The organism is Sphingobium sp. D43FB, assembly GCF_002312805.1.
Taxonomy (GTDB): domain Bacteria; phylum Pseudomonadota; class Alphaproteobacteria; order Sphingomonadales; family Sphingomonadaceae; genus Sphingobium.
The window spans coordinates 20,729-42,194 of record NZ_NMUA01000011.1; the positions used below are offsets into that span (position 1 = coordinate 20,729).

Genomic DNA, 21,466 nt, shown 5'->3' on the forward strand with positions numbered 1-21,466 from the left:
TCGCGCGCAAGCGGCAAGCATCGGGCGCGTCACACCACTGTCATCCCACCGCGCGACTCGGCCCTTTTCCCGGCGCGGGCTTTACGGCGACCTGCCCGCTGTGCCATGGCGGAGCTTCCGGGGAAGCAGGGAGCGCATGACGCGCCATCAATCTGACATGACGGCCATCGTCCAGTTCGAAAATGTCGGCCTGCGCTATGGTCTGGACAGTGAAACCCTGTCGGACGTCAGCTTTTCGCTGGCGGCTGGTGGATTCTATTTCCTGACCGGCGCGTCCGGCGCGGGCAAGACCTCGCTGCTCAAACTCCTTTATCTCGCCCAACGGCCCAGCCGGGGCGTCATCCGTCTGTTCGGCGAAGATGTCGTCACCCTGCCGCGCACCCGCCTGCCCGGCTTCCGCCGCCGCATCGGCGTGGTGTTTCAGGATTTCCGCCTCGTCCCCCATCTGTCGGCCTATGACAATATCGCCCTCCCGCTCCGCGTGGCGGGGATGGAGGAGAAGGAGATCGACGCGCCCGTCGCTGAAATGTTGAGCTGGGTCGGCCTTGGTGATCGCGGCCAGGCGCGCCCCGCCACCCTGTCGGGCGGAGAGCAGCAGCGGGTCGCCATCGCCCGCGCCGTGATCGGCCGCCCCGAAATATTGGTCGCCGACGAACCGACCGGCAACGTCGATGCCGACATGGCGCGACGGCTGCTCACCTTGTTCGAAGCGCTCAATCGCCTGGGCACCACCATTGTCGTCGCGACCCACGACCTCCCGCTGATGAGCCAGGTCACCGGCGCGCAGATGATGCGGCTGGACAAGGGGCGGCTCGCCGATCCCACCGGATCGCTGCGCTATCCGGCCCGGTCCCGGCAGGCCGAATGAGCAGTTCGCGCGCCAGCCGCCGCGCCGCCGCCGCCGCGCGCCATCGCCTGCTGCCGGGCGGACGCCTCGCCGGTCCCATGCCGTGGATCATCGCCATCATGATGTTCCTGACCGTCCTGTCCGCCGCCGCCGGGCTGGCGCTGGGCGCCGCTGTCCAGGCGATGAGCGCGGACCTCGCCGGACGCGCCAGCGTGCAGGTGGTGGAGGCCGATGCCGCCGTGCGCGACCAACTCGCCGCCCGCACGCTCCAGGCGCTGCGCCAGGCGAGCGAGGTGCGCGCCGCGACCCCGGTCGATCCCGCTGCGCTCGCCGACCAGTTGCGCCCTTGGCTCGGCGAGGATGCCGCCAGCGCCGACCTGCCGGTGCCCGCGCTGATCGATGTGACGCTCACCCCCGGCGCGACGGAGGCAAAGGTCGATCGGTTGCGCCGCCTGCTCGGCAGCATCGCGCCCAGCCTGCGGATCGAACCCCATGCCGCATTCCTCCTGCCGCTTGCCGGACTGCTCACCGCGCTCGGCTGGCTGGCGGTCGGCGTCGTCGTACTAATGACGGTAGCGACCGGGGCAGTGGTAGTCCTGGCGGCGCGCGCCGCGCATGACAGCCATCGCGGGACGATCGACGTGCTGCACCTCATGGGATCGACCGATGTGCAGATCGCCCGGCTGTTCCAATGGCGTATCGGCCTCGACGCGCTGCTGGGCGGCGTGCTGGGCTTTGCCTTCGCGGTTGCCACCCTTCTTGTCATAGGCCTGCGCCTCGATGCGACCGGCTCCGACCTGCTGGGCGCAGTGGCGCTCGACGGGACCGGCTGGGCGCTGCTCGCGCTGCTGCCGGTGGCGGGCGTCCTCCTCGCCGTCATCACCGCCCGCTGGACCGTGCTGCGCGCGCTGGGCCGCGCGCTGTGATCGTCCGGTTGCTGGCCGTCAGCATGCTGGGCTGGATGCTGGGCTTCATCTGGTTCGCGGTCCTGCTGCCCCAGCCGCTCGACAGCCGCCCGACAGACGCCATCGTCGTCCTGACCGGCGGGGCCGGGCGGATCGACCGGGGCATCGCCCTGCTGGAAGCCGATACCGCCAAGCGGATGCTGATCTCCGGGGTCGACCGCTCCGTGCGTCCGGGCGAACTGGCGGCCGAATATGATACGCCCGAAGCGCTGTTTGCCTGCTGCATCACGCTTGGCCGCGAAGCGATCGACACCCGCTCCAACGCGATCGAGACTGCCCGCTGGCTGGAGCGCCGCGATTACAAGACCGTGCGCCTCATCACCACCGACTGGCATATGCGCCGCGCCGCGCTGGAGTTGCGGCAGGCGTTGCCGGAGCGGGTCGCGATCGTCTATGACGCGGTGCCCAGCCGCCCTAGCCTCACGATATTGGTGCGCGAATATAATAAATATCTGTTGCGGCGCGGGGCTGCGCTGCTCGGCATCTGACAAAGGCGCATATCTGCTCATGCTCACCGCGATCCGCTCGCTCGCCTTCACGCTGGTCTTCTATTCCGGCAGCCTGTTCTTCGTGCTGGCGGCCCTGTTGCTGGGATCGTTCAGTACCGAGGCGGTGCTGCGGATCGGGACGGGGTGGAGCCGCTTCCATCGCCTGTGCGCGCATTGGCTGCTGGGGCAGAAGGTGAAGGTCGTCGGAGACCTGCCGCTTGGTCCCTATCTCTATATCGTCAAGCATGAATCCATGTTCGAAACGATCGACATGCTCTGCCTGTTCGATCGCCCGGCCGTCGTCGCCAAGCGGGAATTGCTCGACATTCCGCTGTGGGGCCGCGTCGCCCAGCGCTATGGCCTCATCCCCATCGAGCGCAGCGGCGGGGCAAGCGCCATGCGGGTGCTGCGCGCCGCCGCCCGCGAAGCCAATGCGCAGGGGCGGGCGGTGTGTGTCTTCCCCGAAGGCACCCGCGTCCCCCATGGCGAAGCGCCTCCGCTCAAGGCCGGTTTTGCCGGCCTCTACGTCCTGCTCGGCCTGCCGGTCGTGCCGATTGCGATCGACAGCGGCCGAGTGTCGCCGCGCGGCAAATTCCTCAAACGATCAGGCACCATCACCTATAAGGTGGGGGAGATCGTCCCGACCGGCCTCGACCGGCGCGAGGCCGAAACCCGTGTCCATGCCGCGATCAATGCGCTGAACCCGCCATCCGCCTTGCGTCAGTGAGCGCGGCCGAAATCCGGCTTCGCGTCATCCTGCCCCTGTTCGATGATCGAGCGGCGAATGTCGCGGGTGTGGGTGAACAGGTTGAACAAAGCGTCGCCGTCATTCCAGCGGATCGCCCGCTGCAACGCGGATAGATCCTCCGAAAAACGCTGCAGCATTTCCAGCACCGCATCCTTGTTCGCCAGGAACACGTCGCGCCACATGGTCGGGTCCGACGCCGCGATCCGGGTGAAGTCGCGAAAGCCGCCGGCCGAATATTTGATCACTTCGGACTGGGTGACATTTTCCAGATCGCTCGCCGTGCCGACGATGGTGTAGGCGATAAGGTGCGGCAAATGGCTGGTCACCGCCAGCACCAGGTCATGATGCGCCGGGTCCATCAATTCAACATCCGCACCGACCCGCCGCCACAATTCGGCGACCCGCTCGACCGCGGCCGGATCGGCATCGGCGGGGGGCGTGACGATGCACCAGCGGCCCTTGAACAGCGTGGCGAAGCCCGCTTCCGGCCCGCTATTTTCGGTCCCCGCGACGGGATGCGCCGGAATGATCGTCCGCCCCGGCAGCGCGGCGGCGAGTTGCGCCAGCACGTCGGCCTTGCACGACCCCACATCGCTGACGATCGCGTCGGCGGGCAGATCGTCGGCAATCTCGGCGGCGACCATGCCCATCGCGCGGACGGGCACGCATAATATCACCAGATCGGCGTCGGTCACGGACGCGCCCGCCGTGTCGGTGACATCGTCGCAAAGGTCGATCCGCCGCGCTGTGTCGCGCACCTGCGGGTCGGCGTCATGGCCGGTCACCCGCACCGTGGGCATGTCCGCCCGGATCGCGCGGGCGAGCGAGGAGCCGATCAGCCCCAGGCCGATGATGGTGACGCGAGCGAAAGGCAGCATCCTGTCAGGCCGCTTCCGCCATGGCGCGCAGCTTGGCGGCGACGGCACGGGTCTGCGCCTTGGTGCCGATGGTGATGCGCAGGCCGTTGGGCAGTCCCTGGCCGGGCAGCCAGCGGGTCGCATAGCCTTCGTCCCACAACCCCTTCATCGCCGCTTCCGCGGTCAGCTTGCCGTCGAACAAGATCAGCAGGAAATTGGTCTTGCTCGGCACCACGCGCAGACCATGGTTGGACAGGGCGCCGACTTCGCCCGCCAGCCATTCGCGCCAGCGTGCATTATGCGTCCGGCTCGATTCGACCCAGGCGCTGTCGTTGATCGCGGCGATGGCGGCGGCCTGTCCCGCCGTCGTCACATTGAACGGCGCGCGGATGCGGTGGAGAATTTCGATGATCGCCGGGCAGGCATAGCCCCAGCCGATGCGCTCGGCGGCCAGACCATAGATTTTCGAGAAGGTGCGCGTGACCAATATGTTGGTGGCATTCTTCGCCAGGTCCAGGCCGCCATCATCCTCGCCCGCATCGAGATATTCGGCATAGGCCTGGTCCAGCACCAGCAATATGTCGGGGCGCAGACCCGCATGCAGCCGGGCAATCTCCTCGCGGCCGGTCATCGTGCCGGTGGGGTTATTGGGGTTGGCGAGGAACACGACCTTGGTCTTGTCGGTCACCGCAGCCAGCAGCGCGTCCACGTCGGTCGCATAGTCCTTGTCGGGCGCGATCACCGGCGTCGCGCCGACCCGACGGGCCGCAATATCGTAGACCGCAAAGCCATAGCGCACATAGAGGATTTCATCGCCCGGCCCGGCATAGGCGGAGGTGGCGATATGCAGCAGTTCGTCGGAGCCTGTGCCATAGATGATCTGCGCCGGGTCCAACCCATGCACCGCGCCGATCGCCTCGCGCAACCGGGTCGCGGCGGGATCGGGATAGCTGGCAAGATCGGCGGTCGCCGCAACCAGCGCGGCCCGCGCGGCCGCACCAGTGCCCAGCGGATTTTCATTGGCCGACAGCTTGATCAGCGGGCGGCCATCGTCGGCGGCGGATTTACCGGGGATATAGGGCGAAATGCCCAGGATCCAGTCCTTGGGAGCGGGATATGTCATGCCCGCGCTTTAACGCCTTCCGCGCCAAAGGCAAAGCGGCAGACCGCGCGGGGATTTGGGGTGTTCAGGGTCACAGCGCGACTTTGAAGGGGCAGCCGTCGCAGGCGACTAATTTCAGGCATCCCCCCAGCCTAGCTTAAAAGCCTCCTGCAGACGGTCTGCCTTTTTAGGTAAGGCCGACTTGGGGAAGCGATTTCAAAAATACGCAACGCTTGTTGCGAATTCATGATAGGAGTGTCGCAAGTCGACAAGCGTTTCCTGAAGAAGCGCCACTCCCCGGATCAGCTTTCACCTCCGCAAGCTTGCCGGTCAGGCCCAATGGGAATGATATGACGACCGACCACTATCCCGACCTGACGCAGAATTTAGGCTTGGCTCTTCTTGCCTGTTCCAACGCACCTGCCCTCCTGTTGAATGGCGAAATGGGCGTTATCGGTGCCAGCGAGTCATTCTATCTCGCCTTTCCTTTGAAGCCTGAAAATGTCGCCGGACACAGCCTTTTTGAGTTGGGGGCAGGCGAATGGGACGTGCCGCAGCTTCGATCGCTCATGAATGCGACCCTTGGCGGTTATGCGCGGATCGAGGCTTATGAGATGGATTTCGGATCGGGCACCCCGCGCCGTCTCGTGTTGAACGCCCGCAAGCTCGATTATGGCAGTGCCGATCAAACCCTCCTTCTGTTGACCATCACCGATGTCACGGAGGCACGGATCAGTGAGAAACTCAAAGACGATCTGCTGCGCGAAAAAGCCATATTGCTGCAAGAGATCCAGCATCGCGTCGCCAACAGCCTCCAGATCATCGCGAGTGTCCTGATGCAAAGCGCGCGTCAGGTGCAATCCGAGGAAACACGCGGCCATCTGACCGATGCCCACAACCGTGTCATGTCGATTGCGACCGTTCAGCAACAGCTCACGGCCTCGCGCATTGGGGAGGTAGAATTGCGCAGCTACTTTACCCAACTTTGCCAGAGCCTTGGCGCTTCGATGATCCACGATCATAAAAGGCTGTCGCTGGGTGTCACCGTCGATGAAAGCCGGGTGAGTGCGGATATTTCCGTGAGCCTTGGCCTGATCGTCACTGAACTCGTCATCAATGCCCTCAAGCACGCTTTCCCAGGAGACCGGCAGGGGAAGATCGAAGTCGATTATCATTCCGAGGATTCCGACTGGAATCTGTCCGTCAGCGACGACGGCATCGGCACAGTCGATACATTGGGTGACGCGAAATCAGGACTTGGAACAAGTATTGTCGAAGCGCTCGCCGATCAATTGGGAGCCAAGATCGACATTCAGGACGGGGAGCCCGGACTCATAATTTCCGTCATTCACAATAAGAAAAGCGCTGAACTTTCGCCACCCGCAAAGGCGGCCTGAACCCAGGCCAAGGCGGGACATTCCCTTGTCGACGGGCCGGGTTTGACCCCGCGCCTCTCAGCTCAAGCGTTCGATATCTTAGAGAGGGGCAAGACTTCATAGCCCTCGAATCAAGCCGGTTCTGGGCAGGTCGCAGGGATCGGGTTGCGGCACTGGATGGAGACGGCCCCCCACATCCTATTCCTCTTCCAATGTAGGATTTCCTCTGGTCTATCCTTGTCGATGGACCAGTACACCCTTCGCGCCCGCGCGCCCCAGCGGGCAATCGCCAACCCCTCACATCCTTGTGACCCACCTGTCGCGTCCCCGTCGCGTCGGTGGTGCGTCGCCGTGACTTTACAGGCGCGTCGTTGGGGCGTGGCCGGTGCGTCGGCAGCACTTGCCCGCCACTATTCCCGCAAAAAGAGCCGGAAAAGCGTATCCTGTAATGGTGTGAACTTGCGCCCTGTGACCCTGTCGTCGCGCCGCGACGTCTGGACGCCTTATGCGCGCATCGACTCCAGCGCCTTGGCGACGCCCAATATACCTTCGGGCGCGGCGGCGAAGCCCATATGGGTGCAGTCGACCTCGATCGCCTTGTCGCGTTCGCCGCTGCGGCCTTTGGCGCATTCGGGCAGGATCACGCCGTCGCGCTGCGACCACAATGCAACCGTGGGCACCGGCGGCTTGACTTCGCGGGTGCAGGGGAAAGGCGGTTTATCGACCGGGAAGCCCGATACGAGCTGATAGAGCCGCCAGGCATGATTGGCGCGCGGGTCGCCGGAAAAAGGCGTGCCCAGCGTCACCACGCCGCCGACCTTGTGCGTCGCATATTTCGCATATTCGCGCGCGTACAGCCCGCCGAGGCTCCAGCCCACGAGCGTCACCGGCCCGCCGCCTGCACGCCGAATGGCATCGACGCGGCGGTCGATCTGGTCGAGGCTATCGGGTTTCGGCCCATAATTGCGGCCCATCGCCCAGTCATGCGCGGCATAGCCCGCTGCGGTCAAAATCTGCCGCATGGCGTCCATCCGCCGTTCGGACGCAAGCAAGCCGGGGATCAGCAATATGGAACGGCCATCACCCTTGATCTGCTGCGCCAGCACATCGGCCTGCGCCTGGGTCCGGGCAAGGTCGCGGGGAAGCGACAGGTTGCCGAGCAGATGTGACAAGGAAGGACGCACCGGCGCGGCTGGCCCCGATGCGAAACGATCTTTCCAAAAACTGCTGACGGTTTGAGCGTAAGGTGGCACGAGAACAAGAATCCCAGGCCCATTCGGGCAAAGATGACGTTATCGTGACAAACACTGCGCGCGTCTATTGGTTTCGTCTTATGAGACGAACGGTTCGTCGCTGTTATGGTTCAGGGCGTTGGAATGACCGGGGTGACAGGCGCGGGATCAACGGCCTGCAAAGGGCGCGGTTCCAGGATCGCGGCGGTTTCGATGAGGTCCAGCGCGCGCCGCGCTTCGAGATAACGGCGCGCAAATTGCAGCCAGCGATCGGCGGCGGCACGGCCGGGCATCCGCTCCACTTCGGCCAGCGCCGCGCTCACCCGCCCGCCGTCGAGATAGCGCACGGCCCGCTCCAGCGCAGCCTGGGGCCGGGGGGAGGGGGTGGATGCCCTGCGAATCGTCACCAGTTCGCGCGCTTCATGGGCGATGGCGTCCCACCAGTCGCTTTCCACCGGCGGCGTGGTCAATCGATCGCTAAGGTCGGTGAGGCCAACGCGCAAATCAGCCAGCGTCACTGGCTCGCGTGCCGCGTTGATGATGGTGGCGACGGCGCGCGGCTGGGCCTGGCCGAAACGGGAGCGCAACTGCGCCTCGATATAGCCGAGCGGCCCGCCATTATCGAGCGCGCGGCGCGCGGCAAAGGCGATCAGCAGCCCTTCGGCGCGCGCGGCATTGCCCGATGCGGCCTGCGCCTCGACCGTGATGCGGGTGAGCCGTTGATCAAGCGCGGCCACGCGGGCGTCGAGCAATTGCGCGCTGCTGGCGGTCAGGGCACCGGGCGCGACGGTCGGGGACGGAGCGCCGACCTGTGGCATGACGGCGACGGGCTGGACCGATTGGCCGTTCCAGCGTTTTTGAATCTGCGGCCAGGCCCAGATGGTGAGCGCGACACCGATCGCAAAGGCGAGCAGCATCAATGTCACCAGCGGCAGGGTGCTGCGCCGACGGGCAGGGGGCGGGGTTACGGGGATACTCCTATCGCCGTCCGCGTCGTGCATGCTGACCCTTTCGCCTGTCATCGTCCCGTCATTCGCACAAAGAAAGGGCGAGGGCCAGCATGTCGTCATCGACCGGCTTGTGCGGCGCGGAAAGGCTGGCCCAGCCGCTGCCGCAGGCGGCCAGCGCGGCGTGGCTGATCGCCACGATATGCAGCGCGCTCCGCTGGTCGAGCGGAATGCGTTCGGCCAGTCGCTCGCCCACGCGCGGCGAATGGACGAGCAGGATGGCGCCGGGGGTGGCATCGCGCAGCAGCGTCGGGTCGGGCGGCAGGCTGGCCATCGTATACACCGCGATCCGGGTGAGGCGCAGCGGCCCGGCGTCCATCGGCGCGACCGTGGTGCCCGCCAGATGGAGGACGGCGCGATGACCATCCGCCTCAATCCGGGCGGCAATGGCGCTGGCGTCGCCCTCGCCACAGGTCACGGCGACAAAGCCTGCTTCCTGCAACGCCGCCGCCGTCGCCGCGCCGACCGCATAGGTCGGGAGCGCGCGATACGCGGCCAGTCGCGGTCCGGCCAGCCGCACCGTATTGGCGCTGGTCAGCAGCAGCGCGTCGAATCCCTCGGCGGGGGGCGATACCCAGTCGAGCGGCAAGGGCGCGAACAGCGGATGGCGCAGCACGTCGAAGCCCAGGCGCGCGGCCTTGTCCGCCGTCCTGCCCGCCGCCGGTTCGGGGCGCAGGATGATGAGCCGCCTCACCCCTCGAACCCTCACCCCTCGAACAAGGCCCGCAGCGCCGGGCTGGCCTGCTCCAGCAAAGCGCGGCCGACCGCTTGCGCCACAACATCGTCGCCGCGCGCCAGCCATGTTTCCTGGGCCACCGTTTCCTGCCCATCGGGGCTGATGATCTCGGCGCGCAGATATAGCCCGTCACCATCCACCACCGCCAGCGCCGCGATCGGCGAATGGCAGGTGCCACCCAGCGCCTTCAACACCGCACGTTCGGCCGCGACGGCATCGGTCGTGTCGATGTCGCTGATCACCGCCAGCGCGTCATGCAGCGGCGCATTGTCGGCCAGTGCCTCGATCCCGACCGCGCCCTGCGACGGGGCGGGCAACATGGTGTCGATCGGGATGGTCACGCCGATATCGCTCTGGTCGAGCCGGTCAAGGCCCGCCGCCGCCAGCAGCGTGGCATGGACCTCCCCCGCCGCCAGCTTGGCGAGGCGGGTGGCGACATTGCCGCGGAACAGGGTGATGGTGGCGTCGGGACGCAGCCGCATGACCTGCGCGGCGCGGCGCGGCGAACTGGTGCCGACGACCGGATTGGCGGGCAGCGCGTCGAAACTGTCCACCCCCACCAGCTTGTCCCGCACATCGGCGCGCGGCAGCATCGCGGCGATCTGGAAGATGGCGGGGCGGATGGTTTCGACATCCTTCATGCTGTGGACGGCGAAGTCGATCTCCTGCGCGACCAACGCGCGTTCCAGTTCCTTGGTCCACAGCGCCTTGCCGCCGATATCGGCGAGCGCTCGGTCCTGGATCCGGTCGCCGCTGGTCTGGACGGTGACGATCTCGATCGCATCCTCCCCCCAGCCATGGGCGGTGATAAGCGCATGGGCGGTCATGTGCGCCTGGGCCAGCGCAAGCGGGGAGCCTCTGGTGCCAAGGCGCAACGGTCGATCGGACAAATACATATGCGGCTTGCTCTAATGACCACGGGCTTTAGATGGAAGCGGCAATGACAATCATCCTTGGCCTGGAATCGAGCTGCGATGAAACCGCAGCGGCGCTGGTGACGGCCGACGGGCGGATATTGGCCCATCGCCTGGCGACACAGGAGGAGGCGCATCGCCCCTATGGCGGCGTCGTACCCGAAATCGCGGCGCGCGCGCATGTTGAGGCGTTGACGCCCCTGATCGCGGCGGCGCTGGCGGATGCGGAAATGACCTTGGCCGATGTCGATGTGATCGCCGCGACTGCCGGACCGGGGTTGATCGGCGGGGTGATGGTGGGGCTGGTTACCGGCAAGGCATTAGCCCATGCGGCGGGCAAGCCCCTGATCGCGGTCAACCATCTGGAAGGTCATGCGCTGTCGCCGCGCCTCGCCGATCCGACGCTGCAATTTCCCTATATGCTGCTGCTGGTATCGGGCGGCCATTGCCAGATTTTGCTCGTGCGCGGGCCGGGCGATTATGCGCGGCTGGCGACGACGATCGACGATGCGGCCGGCGAGGCGTTCGACAAGACCGCCAAGCTGCTGGGGCTGGGCTATCCCGGCGGGCCGCTGGTCGAAAAGGCAGCGGCGCAGGGCAATGCCAAGGTGGTGCCGCTGCCCCGCCCGCTGGTCGGCACCGCCGAGCCGCATTTTTCCTTCGCAGGTCTTAAAAGCGCAGTGATGCGCGCGGTCCAGTCCGGGCATTATTCGACGCAGGACATCGCCGCGAGCTTTCAGCAGGCGGTGATCGACTGCCTGATCGACCGCACCCGCCGCGCGTTGGGGACAGGCGAAAGCGTGACGGCGCTGGTCGTCGCCGGGGGCGTCGCCGCCAACCAGGCGATTCGCGGCGCGCTCGAAGCGCTGGCGGTGGAGCATGACCTGCCCTTCGTCGCGCCACCGCTCTGGCTTTGCACCGACAATGCGGCAATGATCGCCTGGGCCGGGGCAGAGCGCTATGCGGTGGGGCTGGTCGATGATCTGACCTTCCCCGCCCGGCCGCGCTGGCCGCTCGACCCGGCGGCGGAAAAGGCGCGCGGAGCGGGAGTGAAAGCATGAAGGCGGGGGTCATCGGAGCGGGTGCCTGGGGCACGGCGCTGGCGCAATTGCTGGCCGCCGATGGACAGGCGGTGCGGCTATGGGCGCTGGAGGCCGAGGTGGTCGACGCGGTCAATGGGTCGCAGGAAAATCCGCTCTATCTGCCGGGCATCCCGCTCTCGCCCTCGATCGCCGCGACCGGCGCGATGGCGGATATGGCCGATTGCGATCTGTTGCTGGTGGTCAGCCCCGCCCAGCATCTGCGCAGCGTCGTGGCGCAGGCACCCGCAGGCGTCCCGCTGCTGCTCTGTTCCAAGGGGATCGAGGCGGGCACCAGCCTGCTGATGTCGGAAGTCGCGCAACAGGCGCAGCCCCGGTCGCCCATCGCCGTCCTGTCCGGCCCGACCTTTGCGCATGAAGTGGCGCGCGGCTTACCGACCGCGATTACGCTGGCCTGCGAGGACCGGGCGCTGGGCGAACGGCTGGCGGCGCGGATCGCCCGGCCTGCCTTCCGCCCCTATCTGTCCGACGATGTGATCGGCGCGGAGATTGGCGGCGCGGTCAAGAATGTGCTGGCGATCGCCTGTGGCGTGGCCGAGGGCGCGGGGCTGGGCCTCAATGCGCGGGCGGCGCTCATCAGTCGCGGTTTTGCCGAAATGACGCGCTTTGGCCTGGCGCGCGGCGCGCGCGCGGAGACGCTGGGCGGGCTGTCGGGACTGGGCGATCTCGTCCTCACCTGCTCCTCCACCAATTCGCGTAACTTTTCGCTGGGCAAGGGGCTGGGCGAGGGACAGGCCGCCGCCGACCTGCTCGCCAACCGCCGCACCGTGGCCGAAGGCGCGTTCACCGCGCCAGTGTTGCGCGCCGCGGCGCACGCGGCAGGGGTCGAAATGCCGGTGGTGGATGCGGTGTGCGCGCTGCTGGCCGACGCCGTGCCGCTCGCTCAGGTCATCGACGCGCTGCTCGCGCGTCCGTTGCGTCCCGAATAGCCGCCGCGCCGCAGCATTCATTTGTCTACAGATAATCCCACGGGTCCGTCCCTATCGCCCGCTGCCGTCGCGCAGAGCGATCAGGATGATATCGCCGCCCTGGCCAAGGGCGGGCGGACCAATATTTTCGGCTTCCTGCTGCGCCTCGCGGCGCGGCTGCCCTTCCTGTTCATCGCCGGGCGCGTCTATGGTGCCGAAGCGCTGGGCCGCTTCGCCTATGCGGTGCTGGTGGTGGAATTCGTCGCGCAGCTCGCCACGCTGGGGCTGAAGCGCGGGCTGGCGGGCGCGCTCAGCCAGACCGAACGGCCGCATAATCATGTCGTGACCGATGCGATGGTGCTGACGCTGACCGCGTCGCTGCTAGGGGCGGCGCTATTGCTCGTCTTTCCGCAGGCGATGTTTCCCAATAGCGGCATCAACGGCCTCGACCGACTGCTGGCGCTGATCGTCATCGCGGTTGCCGGGTCCGACGTGGCGCTGGCGGCCTGCGCCTATCGGTTCGATGTCGGCGCGACGGTGCGGGCGCGGGCGATCATCGAACCCTGGACGATCAGCATCGCGGTCTTTGCCTTTTCCTTCTACTCCCGGCGGGACGGCCTGATCATGGCTTATGCCATGGCGATGACTGCGGCGTTGATCGCCTCGCTCATCCCGATGGTGCGCCATTATGGCTTGCCGACGGGCTGGCGACCCAATTTTCCGCGACTGTGGCGGATGGCCCGGCGCAACCTGCCGCTGGCGGCCGCCGATGGCGTCGAATGGGGGTCGCGGCGACTGGACATGGCGATATTGGGCCTGTTCGTCAGCCCGGCGGTGATCGGCGTCTATTATGTCGCGCAGCAAGTCGCCTCGCTGCCGCAAAAGCTCAAGACCAGTTTCGATCCGATCCTTGGGCCGGTGATCACCCGCAACCTGGCCGAGAACAATCTGGTCGGCATTGCGCGGCAGGTGAGCCAGGTGGGTTTCTGGATCATCGCGGCGCAGGCGGGGATTGCGCTCGCGCTCGCCATTCCGGGCGAAGCGGTGATGGGGCTGGTCGGTCCCAATTTCGTCGCGGGCACCGGGGCGCTGGGCTTTCTGCTGCTGGCGGAGGTCATTGCGGCGACGGCGGTCGTCAGCGAATCGGCGCTGGTCTATATTGCCCGCCACCGCAATCTGATGATCTCGCTGGGCATGATCGGGTGCCAGGCGGCGTTCAGTTTCGCGCTGATCCTGGGCGCGCGCGCGATAGAATTGCCACCGATGTGGCTGGCGGCGGCACCGGCGCTGGCGCTGTGCCTGTCGCTGGGCATCGGGGCCTTCGTCAAGGCGCGGTTGCTGTCGCGCTTGCTGGGTGCGCCGATCAACGCCTGGCGCTGGTCGCTGCTGAGCGCGGCGGCGGTCGCCAGCTTGGTGGGGGCCGCGGTCACTGCCCTGCCGCCACGGCTAGAATGGGTCGAGCTGGCGGTCGGCATCTGGGTGATTTTGGGGGCCTATGGCTTCGTCATCTGGCGCTGGGGCTTTGGCTCCGAAGACCGGGCGCTGTTTCGGAAGAAAAAGGTGGATTGAACGGACGGAGGGGCAATACCCCTCCGTTTTTCTGTTCGGTCAGGCGAAGAGCTTGTCGCGGATGATGCCGAGATCGGCTTCGGGGCGGGCGCCCCAGTGGGAGATGACTTCTGCGGCGGCGGCGGCGCCCAGCGCCAGGCAATCCTCGACCCCGCGCCCGTCGATATGGGCGGCGAGGAAGCCTGCGGCGAACAGGTCGCCCGCGCCGGTCGTATCGATGATCTCCGTCACGGGCGCAGCGGGCGCTTCGTAGCGGACGCCATCGACGATCGCGACGGCGCCCTTTTCACTGCGCGTCGAGACCAGCACCGGCACCTTGTCCGCGAACAGGGCCAGCGCCTTGTCAAAGCCCTCGACCGCGGCGAGCGACTGGATTTCGCCCTCGTTCGAGAAGAGGATGTCGATCTGGCCATTGTCGATCAGGTCGAGGAAATCGGCGCGGTGGCGGTCGATCACGAAATTGTCGGACAGGGTGAAGGCGACCTTGCGCCCCGCGCCGCGTGCGGCGTCGATCGCGGCGCGCATTGCGGCGCGTGGCTGTTCGGGATCCCAGAGATAGCCTTCGAGATAGAGGATGCCCGCCGAGCGGATGAGGTCGAGGTCGAGCGCGGCTTCGGGGAGGAATTGCGAGGCACCCAGAAAGGTGTTCATCGTCCGCTGCGCATCGGGCGTTACCAGGATCAGGCAGCGCGCGGTCGGGATGTCGCCGGTGGCGGCGGGCGTGTCGAACCGGATGCCGAGCGCGCGGACGTCATGCGCGAACACGTCGCCCAGCTGATCGTCATTGACCTGACCGATGAAACCGCAGCTTTTGCCGAGCGCGGCAAGGCCCGCCAGCGTGTTGGCGGCCGATCCGCCGCTGATTTCCTTGGCCTGGCCCATGTCGGCATAAAGGCTTTCCGCCATGTCGGCGTCGATCAGCTGCATGCCGCCCTTGGTCAGCGCATGTTCGGCGAGGAAGGCGTCATCGCTGCGCGCCAGAACGTCGACGATGGCGTTGCCGATGGCGACGACATCCAATGTGGGGGCGGGAGAGGTCACGCAAATTCCTTGGGTCAGAGAAGAATGAAAATCCCGCCGTCTCTATAGGCGCGGCCCGTGCGGTGCAACCGGGGCTGATGGAGGCGGCGATGAGAGGGGGCGATTGACGGCGATGGCCGGGGCGCGGATAGTCGCCCCATGTTCCTGACCGCTGCGCTGCGCGCCTTCCCCTCTCTGTTCCATGGCGCGGCATTGCGGCTGCTGTTCAAGACGCTGGCGCTGACGCTGCTCCTCTTCGCGGCGCTGGGCGGGGGCATATGGGCGGGCTTTCATGCACTACGGCTCCATTATGGCTGGGGTGGAGGGGGTTTGGCCGAAGCGACGGCGACCGCGCTGGCGGTGGTGGCGCTTGGCTGGCTGTTGTTCCGGGCGACGGCGATGGCGGTGATGGGCCTGTTCGCCGACGACATCGTCGAAGCGGTCGAGCGCCAATCCTATCCTGCTGCTGCCGCCATGGCGCGGCCAGTGGGCTGGGGGCGCAGCGGACGCTATGCGCTGGCCTCGGTGCGCCGCACGCTGGGGTGGAATTTGCTGGCGCTGCCCGCCTATCTGCTGCTGCTGGTGACCGGGGTGGGGACGATCGGGCTGTTCCTGGCGCTCAACGCCTATCTGCTGGGGCGCGACATGGCCGATATGGTCGAACCGCGTCATCCCGCGCTGCCGCCGATCGGACGGGGCAGCCGCTGGCTGATGGGGCTGTTGTCGGCGATCGCCTTCCTGGTGCCGCTGGTCAACCTGCTTGCACCGATCTGGAGCGCGGCTATGGCGGTGCATATGCTGCATGGCCAAAGGAAATCCGCATGACATCCCTGCGCCCCGCGCTGGCGGCGCTGCTGTCGCTGCCGCTTGCCGCCTGTGGCGCGGGCACGGTGGTCCCGCGCATCGGCACGCCCGCCCCCGCCGGTCCCCCCGCCAGCGCCTTTGCCAAGCAAGGCCCGTTGATGGGCTCGGATGCAGGCGCGCTGACCCGGATGTTCGGCACGCCCCGGCTCGACATTCGCGAAACCACGGTGCGCAAACTGCAATTCGCCAATGGCCGCTGCGTGCTCGACGCCTATCTTTATTCGCCCGCGCGGGGAAAAGAGCCGGTGGTGACGCATGTGGACGCCCGAACGCCGACCGGATCGGACGTCGATCCGGCCGCCTGCGCGACGGCGCTGCGGGCGAAATAAACGGCGATCAGGGTCACAGGGTTGAAGTTCACGCCGTTGCAGGGCTGGGTTTTGCTGGGGTTGTGGGCGCAATAGCCATGGTGACGTACCGCCGACGCGACAGCGAAGCCGCTGCAAGGTCACAGCAACGCGCCGCCCACGCGACGGGGACGCGCCAGATGGGTCACAGTGGCGCGACGATTTGGGGGGCATTGGCAGGGGGTGGCTAGGGCGGAGGGCGTGCGGGTCCATCCGACACGATAAATCAGAGGAAATCCTACATTGGAAGGGGAATAGGATTTGGGGGGCACCCGTTCGGATAGGCTTTGCTCTGGAAGGACGGGAAGGGGTGGACAGCGGACTGGCGGCTATCTGGCACGGCAACGCGGAAAGCTGCCGTGCATTCTCAGCGCTCCCAACGCCGTAGCTTAGCGATCGACTGATCATATAGTGGCTCTAGAGAAGCTATCTGATCGTCACGAAAATGGATTGTTAGAACAAGGTTGCCATACGGCAGGCTGGCCGTGCACAGTCCCGACTGCGAGTCTCCGCTCAAAACGAAGCAACTTGCCAGCGACGCAGGCGATTTTTGCTCCGCCGCCGTTGGTAGATCATAAGTCCAGAAAACGCCGTCACTCACCTTGTGCAGTGACAGCCCTCGCCATGACATTGAGAGAGCAGCGCAAACGGTCGAATTGATCCGTGCTTCTGTTCCAGCCGCGCGGGCACACATACGCATCTTACTCGCTACCTCGATCAGGTTTCGATCAGGCCGGGCCGCTTCCGGGTTGAGGTAGAAGGAAAAGCCATCCTGCGGATTAAGCGCTGGCAGAAAGAACGGTGCATCGCTGTCTGAAATGTTATGGAGCTTGGGGATGTCGAAGACACGCCCTTCCAGTTTTCGTTGAGTCGAGGCGGAGCAAGCGCAGAGTAGTCCGGCGATAACTAACGCAGCGGGGGTGGAAAATTTGTCCATGCTGGCACGCCATATAGTGTTGACCAATGTCCACAATCGGCGAGAGCGTGCGCGATTTGCAATGGCAAAAAATGGTCGTCGGCCGACCTTAAGTTCGGCGTGGGAGCACCATGCTCAATATTCCGCTGCTCGCGATCACAAAGCACATTCCAAGAAATAGAATTTGCGTGAGGGGGCGCGTTCCAAATTCATCATCCGTGCCGCTTTGAATGTCGACATAATATCCTGCGGCAACAGCAAGGGTGGGTAGCACCGACGCTGCGGTCCAAATCACCATCCGCTGTTTCCAGACGAGCCAGAAGACAAGCATACCCCATATTACGAAGATGATCATACCTAAGCCCATCAAGGCGAATTTAGCAGGGCCGGGCGTGATGCGGAAGGGCTGCTTTCGGTGCGCTAATTCTGCCTAGCAAAAGACCGACTTTGCTCGCTTTTGGTCATCCTCCCCTGGCAGGGGAGGTGGCAGGGCGTAGCTCTGACGGAGGGGTGTTACCCTATCGAGGGGGCGACACCCCTCCACCACTTCGTGGTCCCCCTCCCCTTCCAGGGGAGGATTTTAGGCTTAAGGCGGGGTGGCGCTTTGTCTGCTTTTAGCCCTCTCCCGTCTTCACGGGTTCAAACGAGTCACGTGCCTCGTTTGAAGGTTGGGGGAGGGTCTTGCTTCCGGTCCGGTGCGTCCTCAGAAAGACAGAAAGACCCTCACCGACTGCGACTAGGCAGCAGGCTGCCAAGTCTTCGTAGCCTCTCCCGCGAAGGCGGGAGAGGGCGAGGTTGCGTCTAGGCCTTACCCCTTCACCACTTCGTCGATCGCTTTCAGCTTCGCGAGCATGGGCGCGACCCAGTCCAGCGGGAGCATGACCGGGCCGTCGGAGGGGGCGTTGTCGGGGTCTTGGTGGGCTTCGGCAAAGATCGCCGCGACGCCTGCCGCGATCGCGCTGCGGGCTAGCAGCGGCGCATATTCGCGTTGGCCGCCGGATGCTGAGCCGAGGCCGCCGGGCTGTTGCACCGAATGGGTGGCGTCGAACACGACCGGATAGCCGGTCTCGCCCATGACGGGCAGGGCGCGCATGTCGCTGACTAAAGTGTTGTAGCCGAAACTCGCGCCGCGCTCGGTCAGCAGGATGCGGTCATTGCCGGTCGAGGCGACCTTTTGCGCGACCGCCGCCATGTCCCAGGGGGCCATAAACTGCCCCTTCTTGACGTTGATGACCGCGCCCGTCCGCCCGGCCGCGAGCAGCAGGTCGGTCTGGCGGCAGAGGAACGCCGGGATTTGGAGGATGTCGACCGCCTGCGCGGCGGCCGCCACCTGGCCCGCATCATGCACGTCGGTCAGGACCGGGCAGCCGAGCGTCGCCTTGACCTCCGCGAGGATGGCGAGGCCTGCGTCGATGCCGACGCCGCGCTGGCCTGACACGGATGTCCGGTTCGCCTTGTCGAAACTGCTTTTGAAGATGAAGGGCACGCCCGCTTGCCGCGCGATCTGCGCCAGCGCATCGGCCATGAACAGCGCATGGTCGCGGCTTTCGATCTGACAGGGGCCGGAAATGAGGACGAAGGGCAGGTCGTTGCCGAAGGTGACGGAACCGACAGAGATATGGTTTGGGCTGGTCATGGCGCTCATTTGGGCGCTTTGGCGAAGCGGCGCAACAATTGCCCGCGCCACAGGCCCTTGCCCGGATGATAGTTCCAGCAGAACCAGCCAAAGGCGAGGCAGGCGATGAGGGACGGCAAAGCCATCGGATCACCCTCTCCCTTCATATGGCGGTAAAAGGCCATGTCGGCACGCCAGCGGTCCCGCTCGCTGCCGCCGCCATTAATGCCATAGGCATTGTCATGGCGACGACAGCCGATGTTTCGGTTGTATTTGCGATGGTCTATGAAATAGCAATAGTCGCGTTCGGGTGTGCTCATGCCCCGATTAGGGCTGGGTCAGTGCAAAAGTTCAAGCGTAAAGTCTTCTACCTCGGCGGTTTCGATCCGCGCGGCGTGCGTTTTTATCATCAGCTCTACCGCGAACAGGCGGCGCGCTATCATAGACTGACGGGGGAGGATGTGACCGTCGGCGCGCGGCGGGCCGGGCCGGACGGGTCGCTGGTGTCGGTGCAATGGGACGTTGCCAATGAACAGGCGGGCGTCGCGGTCGATTATGAATATCTGCGCTGGGAAGATTTGATCGCGAAGGTGTGGATCCGCAATCCACTGCCGCTGGCGATGCGGGCGGCGCGGGCCTATGTCGGCCATGCGCGCTTCATGCAGTTCGGGCGGATGCGCAAGCTGCGGTCGGGGCCGGTCATCACCATCCTCTATCCGCCGCTGTTCGCGATGCTGATCCCTTTGCTGCTGGCTCTGGTGCCTGCGCTGTTGCTGTCGCTGCTGTTGCCTTTGTGGGTCAGTGCGCTCGTCGGCATCGGCATCAGCGCGCTGCTGTCGGGGCGCTTGCTGGCCAAGCTGGTCGTGCCCTGGCTGCTGCGGTTCATGACCTATCATGGCGCGCTGGCCGCCCATGGTCCGGGCGCGGAGCTGGACGCGCGGCTCGATCAGTTTGCCGTCCGTATCGCAGCGGAACTGGACGGCGATTGGGACGAAGTGCAGATCGTCACGCATAGCGCGGGCACCATATTGGGCATGAGCATATTGCGCCGGGTGTTTGCCTTGCGCGGCGGCGCGGCGATGCCCGACCATGCCGTCATGGTGGGTATGGGGCAGGTGGTGCCGGTGATCGGCCTGCGCCGCGACGCGCGCTGGTATCATGACGATCTGGCGGCGCTGGCGGACAAGGCGTTCCGCTATGTCGATATTTCCTCGCCGCCCGATGGCGCGGCCTATTATAACGTCAATCCGCTGCGCCTTGTCGCGGATCAATATGCCGCGCGGGTGGACATGCTATCGCCGCGCTTCCATCTCTTCTATCAGCCGGACAATTATCATGGCGGCTGGTCGAACAAATATGAGGCGCATTTCGACTATCTGCGCGTGGGCGACCGGCTTTCGCCGCTCGATTTCATCAGCTTGACCGCTGGCCCGCGCACCGTGGACGAAGCTGTCGCCGCTTTCAGGACGATTCCTTGACCGATCTTTTTACGCCCCCGTATCCGCAGCCGCCCCGCACCAAGCGGGGGCTGATCAAGCGGTTCCTGCGCGGCTGGCATAGCTGGATCCATGTGCTGTTCGACAAAAGCTATACGATGAAGATGGGCGAGATCCGCCTGCCCGGCCGGACCATGTATATCGCCAATGAACTGCGCCTGGTGGACCAGATCTTGCGCGGCGGCACCGCATTCCCCAAGCATAGCGAACTGGTCCGCAATCTCGATCCCCTGATAGGCAACAGCGTCTTTTCCGCCAATGGCACAGATTGGGAAAGCCAGCGGGCGATGGTCAATCCCGCCTTTGCCCATACCGCGCTGGGGCGGACCATGCCGCTGATGGTGGCGGCGGCCGACGATCTGCTGGCGCGGCTTGAGGCGGCCGACCGGGGCCAGCCGGTCGATATCGATCCGATGATGACGCATGTCGCGGCCGACATCATCTTTCGCACGCTGTTTTCGCAGGCGCTGGACGCGGCGCGATCGAACATCATCCACACCGCCTTCGGCAAGTTTCAGCGGCTGGCGCATAGCGCGTCGATGCTGCGGCTCTACGGCATCCCCGCCGGTTGGTTCGAAACGCGCTCGAAAGGCCCGGCGCGCGCCATCCATGACGTGTTCCGCCCGATCGTGGAGGCGCGCTATGAGGGCTGGCATGCACGCGGGGAAGCGCCGCATCGCGACATTCTCCAGTCGCTCATTGAGGCGAAACATCCCGACACCGGGGAATCCTTCACCTGCAACCAGGTGATGGAGCAGGTGTCGACCATCTTCCTCGCGGGCCATGAAACATCGGCCAGCACCATGACCTGGGCGCTTTATATGCTCGCCGAATGCCGCCATATTCAGGATCGGGTGCGGGCGGAAATCAGCGCGGTGGCGGGTGATGCGCCGCTGACCGCGGCGATGCTCAAGGAGATGGGGCAGCTGCGCAATATCTTCCGCGAGACGCTGCGCCTCTATCCGCCCGTCTCCTTCCTGCCGCGCGAAGTCACCTGTCCCATGGACATGCGCGACAAGCATCTGGAGACTGGATCGATGCTGGTGGTCGCGCCCTGGCTGACGCAGCGGAACAAGGATAATTGGGCCTGCCCCCATGCCTTCGACCCCGATCGCTTCGATGAACCCGCTAATGCCGACATGGTGAAACAGGCCTGGTTCCCGTTCGGCCGGGGACCGCGCGTGTGCGTCGGCGCGGGCTTTGCCCAGCAGGAGGTGATGACGGTGATCGCGGCGGTCGTGCGGCGCTTTGCCCTGAGCGTGCCGCCGGGGTTCAAGCCCGAACCGATCAGCCGCCTGACCATCCGGCCCAGAACGGGTATGCCGTTGTTGTTTGGGCCTGTGGGCGATTAAAGGGCGG

22 protein-coding genes are annotated in these 21,466 nt (G+C 65.6%); 12 read left to right on the forward strand and 10 right to left on the reverse strand.

Annotated features, from left to right (window positions below; all coding sequences use genetic code 11):
• The first annotated feature begins 157 nt into the window (after window positions 1-157).
• From ftsE to SxD43FB_RS11180, 4 genes are read left to right on the forward strand one after another with little or no spacing between them, the layout of a single operon-like run.
• Complete coding sequence (gene ftsE / locus SxD43FB_RS11165; protein ID WP_037472794.1) at window positions 158-868, forward strand: cell division ATP-binding protein FtsE; 711 nt, start codon at window positions 158-160, stop codon at window positions 866-868.
• Window positions 865-1,773 (forward strand): FtsX-like permease family protein, encoded by a 909-nt coding sequence (locus tag SxD43FB_RS11170; protein WP_096062246.1) that lies wholly within the window; start codon window positions 865-867, stop codon window positions 1,771-1,773. Before ftsE ends, SxD43FB_RS11170 begins: the two co-directional genes overlap by 4 nt.
• Window positions 1,770-2,300, forward strand: coding sequence for a YdcF family protein (locus SxD43FB_RS11175; protein WP_069065566.1), 531 nt, complete (start codon window positions 1,770-1,772; stop codon window positions 2,298-2,300). Before SxD43FB_RS11170 ends, SxD43FB_RS11175 begins: the two co-directional genes overlap by 4 nt.
• Before the next feature lie 19 nt (window positions 2,301-2,319).
• A complete protein-coding gene (locus SxD43FB_RS11180; protein WP_096062247.1) occupies window positions 2,320-3,027 on the forward strand; it encodes a lysophospholipid acyltransferase family protein in 708 nt (235 codons plus the stop codon).
• On the opposite strand, the gene SxD43FB_RS11185 is transcribed toward SxD43FB_RS11180, so the two are convergent.
• Window positions 3,021-3,926: a prephenate/arogenate dehydrogenase family protein gene (locus SxD43FB_RS11185; protein ID WP_096062248.1), complete on the reverse strand. Its 906-nt coding sequence runs from the start codon at window positions 3,924-3,926 to the stop codon at window positions 3,021-3,023. The two genes, SxD43FB_RS11180 and SxD43FB_RS11185, sit on opposite strands and share 7 nt — an antisense overlap.
• Before the next feature lie 4 nt (window positions 3,927-3,930).
• On the reverse strand, window positions 3,931-5,028 hold the full coding sequence (gene hisC / locus SxD43FB_RS11190) for a histidinol-phosphate transaminase (RefSeq protein WP_096062249.1): 1,098 nt from the start codon (window positions 5,026-5,028) through the stop codon (window positions 3,931-3,933).
• 329 nt (window positions 5,029-5,357) lie between these two features.
• Here hisC and SxD43FB_RS11195 point away from each other — a divergent pair, with 329 nt between their 5' ends.
• Window positions 5,358-6,404, forward strand: coding sequence for a histidine kinase dimerization/phosphoacceptor domain -containing protein (locus SxD43FB_RS11195; RefSeq protein ID WP_096062250.1), 1,047 nt, complete (start codon window positions 5,358-5,360; stop codon window positions 6,402-6,404).
• Window positions 6,405-6,886: 482 nt separating this feature from the next.
• Here SxD43FB_RS11195 and SxD43FB_RS11200 read toward each other — a convergent pair whose 3' ends face one another.
• From SxD43FB_RS11200 to hemC, 4 genes are all read right to left on the reverse strand, one after another.
• Window positions 6,887-7,636 carry an alpha/beta hydrolase gene (locus tag SxD43FB_RS11200; RefSeq protein WP_096062251.1) on the reverse strand — a complete coding sequence of 250 codons (750 nt, stop codon included), beginning with the start codon at window positions 7,634-7,636 and terminating at the stop codon, window positions 6,887-6,889.
• Window positions 7,637-7,746: 110 nt separating this feature from the next.
• Window positions 7,747-8,616: an MICOS complex subunit MIC60 gene (locus tag SxD43FB_RS11205; protein WP_255245687.1), complete on the reverse strand. Its 870-nt coding sequence runs from the start codon at window positions 8,614-8,616 to the stop codon at window positions 7,747-7,749.
• A gap of 28 nt (window positions 8,617-8,644) precedes the next feature.
• On the reverse strand, window positions 8,645-9,316 hold the full coding sequence (locus SxD43FB_RS11210; RefSeq protein WP_096062253.1) for a uroporphyrinogen-III synthase: 672 nt from the start codon (window positions 9,314-9,316) through the stop codon (window positions 8,645-8,647).
• 11 nt (window positions 9,317-9,327) lie between these two features.
• Window positions 9,328-10,254: a hydroxymethylbilane synthase gene (gene hemC, locus SxD43FB_RS11215; protein ID WP_096062254.1), complete on the reverse strand. Its 927-nt coding sequence runs from the start codon at window positions 10,252-10,254 to the stop codon at window positions 9,328-9,330.
• Between the two features lie 44 nt (window positions 10,255-10,298).
• Here hemC and tsaD point away from each other — a divergent pair, with 44 nt between their 5' ends.
• The 3 genes from tsaD to SxD43FB_RS11230 are packed head-to-tail and all read left to right on the forward strand — an operon-like array spanning window position 10,299 to window position 13,849.
• Entirely contained in the window at window positions 10,299-11,333 is a 1,035-nt protein-coding gene (tsaD, locus tag SxD43FB_RS11220; protein WP_096062336.1) for a tRNA (adenosine(37)-N6)-threonylcarbamoyltransferase complex transferase subunit TsaD, read from the forward strand.
• The gene (locus SxD43FB_RS11225) at window positions 11,330-12,301 is read left to right on the forward strand and encodes an NAD(P)H-dependent glycerol-3-phosphate dehydrogenase (RefSeq protein WP_096062255.1); all 972 of its coding nucleotides are present in this window, start codon (window positions 11,330-11,332) and stop codon (window positions 12,299-12,301) included. Before tsaD ends, SxD43FB_RS11225 begins: the two co-directional genes overlap by 4 nt.
• Before the next feature lie 21 nt (window positions 12,302-12,322).
• Window positions 12,323-13,849, forward strand: coding sequence for a lipopolysaccharide biosynthesis protein (locus tag SxD43FB_RS11230; protein WP_096062256.1), 1,527 nt, complete (start codon window positions 12,323-12,325; stop codon window positions 13,847-13,849).
• 39 nt (window positions 13,850-13,888) lie between these two features.
• Here the strand turns inward: SxD43FB_RS11230 and SxD43FB_RS11235 are convergent, their stop codons facing one another.
• On the reverse strand, window positions 13,889-14,890 hold the full coding sequence (locus SxD43FB_RS11235) for an adenosine kinase (protein WP_096062257.1): 1,002 nt from the start codon (window positions 14,888-14,890) through the stop codon (window positions 13,889-13,891).
• A gap of 138 nt (window positions 14,891-15,028) precedes the next feature.
• Between SxD43FB_RS11235 and SxD43FB_RS11240 the strand changes: the two genes are divergently transcribed.
• A complete protein-coding gene (locus SxD43FB_RS11240; RefSeq protein WP_096062258.1) occupies window positions 15,029-15,694 on the forward strand; it encodes an EI24 domain-containing protein in 666 nt (221 codons plus the stop codon).
• Complete coding sequence (locus SxD43FB_RS11245) at window positions 15,691-16,062, forward strand: hypothetical protein (protein WP_037473737.1); 372 nt, start codon at window positions 15,691-15,693, stop codon at window positions 16,060-16,062. Before SxD43FB_RS11240 ends, SxD43FB_RS11245 begins: the two co-directional genes overlap by 4 nt.
• Before the next feature lie 385 nt (window positions 16,063-16,447).
• On the opposite strand, the gene SxD43FB_RS24755 is transcribed toward SxD43FB_RS11245, so the two are convergent.
• The 3 genes from SxD43FB_RS24755 to SxD43FB_RS11260 all read right to left on the reverse strand — a co-directional run bounded on the left by SxD43FB_RS24755 (window position 16,448) and on the right by SxD43FB_RS11260 (window position 18,931).
• On the reverse strand, window positions 16,448-17,017 hold the full coding sequence (locus tag SxD43FB_RS24755) for a hypothetical protein (protein WP_141249498.1): 570 nt from the start codon (window positions 17,015-17,017) through the stop codon (window positions 16,448-16,450).
• Between the two features lie 787 nt (window positions 17,018-17,804).
• The gene (kdsA, locus tag SxD43FB_RS11255) at window positions 17,805-18,632 is read right to left on the reverse strand and encodes a 3-deoxy-8-phosphooctulonate synthase (RefSeq protein WP_096062337.1); all 828 of its coding nucleotides are present in this window, start codon (window positions 18,630-18,632) and stop codon (window positions 17,805-17,807) included.
• Window positions 18,633-18,637: 5 nt separating this feature from the next.
• Entirely contained in the window at window positions 18,638-18,931 is a 294-nt protein-coding gene (locus SxD43FB_RS11260) for a hypothetical protein (protein ID WP_096062260.1), read from the reverse strand.
• A 21-nt stretch (window positions 18,932-18,952) separates the two neighbouring features.
• Between SxD43FB_RS11260 and SxD43FB_RS11265 the strand changes: the two genes are divergently transcribed.
• Together SxD43FB_RS11265 and SxD43FB_RS11270 are read left to right on the forward strand one after the other, a co-directional pair.
• Entirely contained in the window at window positions 18,953-20,089 is a 1,137-nt protein-coding gene (locus tag SxD43FB_RS11265; protein ID WP_096062261.1) for a hypothetical protein, read from the forward strand.
• A complete protein-coding gene (locus tag SxD43FB_RS11270) occupies window positions 20,086-21,459 on the forward strand; it encodes a cytochrome P450 (RefSeq protein WP_096062262.1) in 1,374 nt (457 codons plus the stop codon). The genes SxD43FB_RS11265 and SxD43FB_RS11270 overlap by 4 nt, the downstream gene beginning before the upstream one ends.
• Window positions 21,460-21,466: the final 7 nt, after the last annotated feature.

Excerpts from the sequence above, each read along its gene's own strand:
- ftsE (WP_037472794.1), top strand. The coding sequence starts at position 158 with ATGACGGCCATCGTCCAGTTCGAAAATGTCGGCCTGCGCTATGGTCTG.
- SxD43FB_RS11170 (WP_096062246.1), top strand. The coding sequence starts at position 865 with ATGAGCAGTTCGCGCGCCAGCCGCCGCGCCGCCGCCGCCGCGCGCCAT.
- SxD43FB_RS11180 (WP_096062247.1), top strand. The coding sequence starts at position 2,320 with ATGCTCACCGCGATCCGCTCGCTCGCCTTCACGCTGGTCTTCTATTCC.
- SxD43FB_RS11185 (WP_096062248.1), bottom strand. The coding sequence starts at position 3,926 with ATGCTGCCTTTCGCTCGCGTCACCATCATCGGCCTGGGGCTGATCGGC.
- hisC (WP_096062249.1), bottom strand. The coding sequence starts at position 5,028 with ATGACATATCCCGCTCCCAAGGACTGGATCCTGGGCATTTCGCCCTAT.
- SxD43FB_RS11195 (WP_096062250.1), top strand. The coding sequence starts at position 5,358 with ATGACGACCGACCACTATCCCGACCTGACGCAGAATTTAGGCTTGGCT.
- SxD43FB_RS11205 (WP_255245687.1), bottom strand. The coding sequence starts at position 8,616 with ATGCACGACGCGGACGGCGATAGGAGTATCCCCGTAACCCCGCCCCCT.
- hemC (WP_096062254.1), bottom strand. The coding sequence starts at position 10,254 with ATGTATTTGTCCGATCGACCGTTGCGCCTTGGCACCAGAGGCTCCCCG.
- tsaD (WP_096062336.1), top strand. The coding sequence starts at position 10,299 with ATGACAATCATCCTTGGCCTGGAATCGAGCTGCGATGAAACCGCAGCG.
- SxD43FB_RS11225 (WP_096062255.1), top strand. The coding sequence starts at position 11,330 with ATGAAGGCGGGGGTCATCGGAGCGGGTGCCTGGGGCACGGCGCTGGCG.
- SxD43FB_RS11240 (WP_096062258.1), top strand. The coding sequence starts at position 15,029 with ATGTTCCTGACCGCTGCGCTGCGCGCCTTCCCCTCTCTGTTCCATGGC.
- SxD43FB_RS11245 (WP_037473737.1), top strand. The coding sequence starts at position 15,691 with ATGACATCCCTGCGCCCCGCGCTGGCGGCGCTGCTGTCGCTGCCGCTT.
- SxD43FB_RS24755 (WP_141249498.1), bottom strand. The coding sequence starts at position 17,017 with ATGGACAAATTTTCCACCCCCGCTGCGTTAGTTATCGCCGGACTACTC.
- kdsA (WP_096062337.1), bottom strand. The coding sequence starts at position 18,632 with ATGACCAGCCCAAACCATATCTCTGTCGGTTCCGTCACCTTCGGCAAC.
- SxD43FB_RS11260 (WP_096062260.1), bottom strand. The coding sequence starts at position 18,931 with ATGAGCACACCCGAACGCGACTATTGCTATTTCATAGACCATCGCAAA.